Source organism: Actinomycetota bacterium, from assembly GCA_036280995.1.
Lineage (GTDB): Bacteria > Actinomycetota > CALGFH01 > CALGFH01 > CALGFH01 > CALGFH01.
In genome coordinates, this window is sequence record DASUPQ010000441.1 from 1 (window position 1) to 3,146 (window position 3,146).

General features: G+C 70.1%; 3 protein-coding genes. All 3 read right to left on the minus strand.

Annotated features, from left to right (window positions below; all coding sequences use genetic code 11):
• The coding region (locus tag VF468_14720; protein HEX5879546.1) for a caspase family protein at positions 1–1,588 on the minus strand (1,588 nt) is incomplete at its 3' end.
• Between the two features lie 6 nt (positions 1,589–1,594).
• Positions 1,595–1,924 carry a hypothetical protein gene (locus tag VF468_14725; protein HEX5879547.1) on the minus strand — a complete coding sequence of 110 codons (330 nt, stop codon included), beginning with the start codon at positions 1,922–1,924 and terminating at the stop codon, positions 1,595–1,597.
• Between the two features lie 278 nt (positions 1,925–2,202).
• Positions 2,203–2,916 carry a nuclear transport factor 2 family protein gene (locus VF468_14730; protein ID HEX5879548.1) on the minus strand — a complete coding sequence of 238 codons (714 nt, stop codon included), beginning with the start codon at positions 2,914–2,916 and terminating at the stop codon, positions 2,203–2,205.
• Between the last annotated feature and the right edge of the window lie 230 nt (positions 2,917–3,146).

The window sequence follows — 3,146 nt, forward strand, 5'->3', positions numbered from 1 at the left end:
TGCCGGCACCCCGGCCGGGCCGGTCCCGGTTCGGGATGATGCTGTCGCCGATCTTGAGGGAGAACCGCTGGGGGGCGGGCACCGGCCACAACGTGGCGCGGTAGGTGCCGGTGGCGGCGTCGCTGCCACTGACGATAAGCCGGTAGTCCCCATCTTGGGGCAGGGTCACTGTCTGGTCGGAGGGGCTGTCGGCGTCACACACGGTCTGGTCTTTGAACACCGGCTCATCGTCGGGCCCTAGCAGGGTCCACACCAGGGTGCCGTTGGAGGCGCACTCCCTGGCGTCGAACAAGACCTGCTGGCCCTGGCGGCCGGTGGCGGTGTGGGTGTCCTGCGCGCCCGACGACTCGATGTTGCCGCCCACCGCGAGGAGCGAGCCCGGGGGCCGGTTGCTGGGCTCGCCGCCACCGCCGTCGCTGCCACCGTCACCGAGCGTGAACAACAACAGCGCGATGGCGACTGCTATGACCGCCGTGCCGGCCCCCAGCAACCACAGGCTACGTCGGCCGAGCAGCGGCGCCTGGTTGAAGACGGCCGTGGCCGCCCAGCGGCGCCCCTGGGTGGTGGAGGCCTGCACCTGCACCGTCTGTTGCCGCACCGCACCGACCAGCGGTTGCGGCGGGGAGACCCGCACCTCGGCGACCGCCCCCATGCCCGGCTCCAACACCAGGCGAGCCGGCTCCACCTGCCCCTCGACCCCGGCTTCAGGCACATGAGCACGCAACGCCAGGTCAAGAGAGGTCGTGCCATCGTTGCTTGCGCTCATCACCAGGCGGCCCGTGCGGCCGCCCTGCACCAGCGGCGGCCCCAGGGTAAGGGTCAGCCGCTCCACCTGGGCAGGCGGATTGGGGTTCTGGGCGATGTACAGGGCGCCCTGGACGTCGGCGAAGATCCCCGGGCGCTGGTCGGTCGTTGCCTGGCGAACCTGGTCGAAGACGAAGTCGTACAGCTCATCCACCGAGACCCGCCCGTCGCCGTCGCGATCCGCCTCACCGGTCTGGAGCCCGTGCACGACGGCCGTGGTGAACACCGACGGCTGGGCGCTGTCCGCGGCGAGCTGACCTGCTTCGAAGGCGTACTCCATCGCGCTGGAGGCGGTGATGACCACCCGGCCACGACCCTGGAGCCGCTCCTTGAGCTCAACCCCCTCGCCGCCCCGGGGTGCAAACCCGCGCGCGAACGCCCCACTATAGCAGCAGTCCAGCAACAGCACGACCCGCTTGGAGCGGCTGTTGGCCATCTGCTCGTTGACAAAGGTCGAGGAGATCCCTGAGGCGGCCAGCCGCTGCAGCTTGGTGTCGGTGGCCGCGAAGTACAGCCGGCCATCCTGGTCCTTCACGCCATGGCAGGACAGGTACAGCACCAACAGATCATCAGGCTTGCGGTCGGCGAAAAAGCCCTCGATCTCCTCCTCGACCAGCTGTCCGGGCTGGTTCACCAGCGCGCGCACGTCGAAGCCACCGATGGCTGGGTCGGCCAGCACCCGCCGGAGCGCCTCCACATCATGGCCTGGCGCCCGCAACTGCCGAAACGCCTGGTCGCCGTAGGCGGCCGTGGCCACCAGCAACGCCGCCTTGCTGCCCGCCATCGGGGCTCACCGACCGGCGTGACGCTCGAGCCACACCTCGATGAGCTCGTCCTGGCGACGCGAGGACACCCCGCTGACCTCCAGCACATCGCCGTCCAACTCCAGCCGCACACTGCGCGGACCGCGGCCAACCACCCAGGACTGGATGGCCTCCACCACCGACGCCAGCAGGCCGGAGGCGTTCACCAGGCTGACCAGGAGGCCGCCAACAGCAAGGGCATCAACCGCTTTGGTGTCTGGAGGCGCCTTGCCTTCTGGCACCGGCTCCACCGCGTCGACGTCAAGCTCCAGCAGAGTTCGACGAAGCTGCCGGGTCAGCTCGGCGACCTCCTCCACCTCGCCGCCCTCGGCATCGACCCGAACCCGGAGTTCTGTCTTTCCCCCCACTACAGGCCTCCCCGGCCAGGCCGCTTCCGTTCGGAAGGTCGGCGGACCCGACCGCACACCGCGAATCCTACGGAGCGTCGGGCCATAGAAGAACAGCTACTCCCCCGGCCGTACCCACCGGCCCGCTACTGGAGCCCGAGTAGTAGCCAAGCTGGCCTCTCGGGCAACCAGGGCTACTGCCCGCCGCTGAGCCCCGCGGGCAATCAACCTTGTCATGCGGGGATTCCTCAGTCGGGGAGGCTGTCCAGGAATGGGTCAACGGCCGCGTCGTTCTCGGCCATCCCCCAGACCTCGGTCGCCTTCCCATCCCGGATGTGGAAGATCTGGGTGTACTTCCACTCGGCGCTGGACCCGTCCCGGGCGGTGGCCTTGGCGCTCCCCAGAACGACCACGTGCTCGTCGTTGCCCAGGATGTCGTGGATCTCCGCCGCCGTGTCGGTCGCCTGGGCCTGGCGGCCGAAGTACTCCAGCACCTTGGCCTTGCCCTGGTAAGTCCCGGCCCACTTGCTGTTGCCACCGATGTGCCAGATCACATCGTCGGCCAGGTGCTCGTCCATCCAGGCGGTGTCGCCCCGCCGGAGCGCCTCAAAGCCCTCTCGGACGACGGTGACGTTGGGATGCTCGTGGTGGGTCATGGCGACTCCTTTGCGCAGGCGGCCCCTTGGCCTGGTCGACGAGGAGTCTACCTTGGGCTGCTGCCGTGTGGAATCGGCCGGTCGGCAGCGCGACCATGGCAGCGCAGGATCCGCGTCGCGGGCGTGCAGGCGAGTGCCGGTGGCGCGCTCGTGGGCGACCAGCTCACGCACCCGGGTGCGGCTGTCGGGCTGGGGCCGGCTGCCGTTGCCGGTGGTGGTGCGGTGGTCGGGTGCGGGCAGCTGCAGCCGGGTGAGCGCCGTCGCGGTGGGGTCGCGGTCGCTGCTGCGATCCTCGCGGTTGGCCACGGTGACCGGCGAGATGGGCGGACCTGCTGGCGCCACTCCAGCCAGCGCTCGACCAGCTCGGTGACCGTGCGGGTGCGGCTGCCGCGTTGCTCGCCTCGGTCGAGCTGCTCCAGGAGCTGGGCCTCGACCTTCCTGGCCTCGCGCCAGGCCGCCTTGGTCTGGCCGCGAACCTGCCGGCTGAGCCGTCGCTTGCGGCCGGTGAGGGAGTCGCGGCCGGCGAACACCTGGAC